We start from the raw sequence: 511 nt of genomic DNA, 5'->3' as shown, positions 1-511 counted from the left end.
TCTGCACCCACATGTAGCTGTTCGACGTTGGCTGCTTCCCAAGCGCCTTGAGTACCTGCACCACCGTCTCGTCAACGTGGATAAAGGGTGACTCAAGCAGCGCATCGCGCATCAGGTTGTGCAGCGGTTGGAGCAACCGGCCGGCGCCGATCACCCAGCGCGCCAACGTCTGGCGGGGCACGGTCACGCCATGTCGGTCGAGCACGTATTCAAAGCGGTACAGCGGCAGGCCATCAATGAACTTGACGATCAGCAGCATGGCGAGGAAGTCGGCGCTGGCGTTGCTCTTGGGAAGAGGCTGCGGTGGCAGCGGCGCCGTTACCGGCGCGTGCTCGCTGCCGGGGCAGCCGTAGCGCTTACGAATGTGGCGCAACACGCGCACCTGCATCGGTACGATGTCGAGCTGTTCGCTAACGTCCTGCCCGATCTCGACCATCGGGGTGCCACACGGACAGGTGCGTTCAGCAGCGGGGACGTCGTGGACCACGTCGACGCGCTGCAACTCCGATGG

The 511-nt window shown here is 64.0% G+C and carries 1 protein-coding gene; it reads right to left on the bottom strand.

Annotated features, from left to right (window positions below; all coding sequences use genetic code 11):
* A partial coding sequence (locus F1735_RS34185) for an IS66 family transposase (protein ID WP_167241498.1) occupies window positions 1-511 on the bottom strand: 511 nt, incomplete at both ends.

Origin of the sequence: Massilia genomosp. 1 (assembly GCF_011682185.1) — a bacterium.
Lineage (GTDB): Bacteria > Pseudomonadota > Gammaproteobacteria > Burkholderiales > Burkholderiaceae_D > Telluria_A > Telluria_A rubra.
Note: the sequence above shows the minus strand (reverse complement) of the source record. Positions and strands in the feature narration are given on the sequence as shown.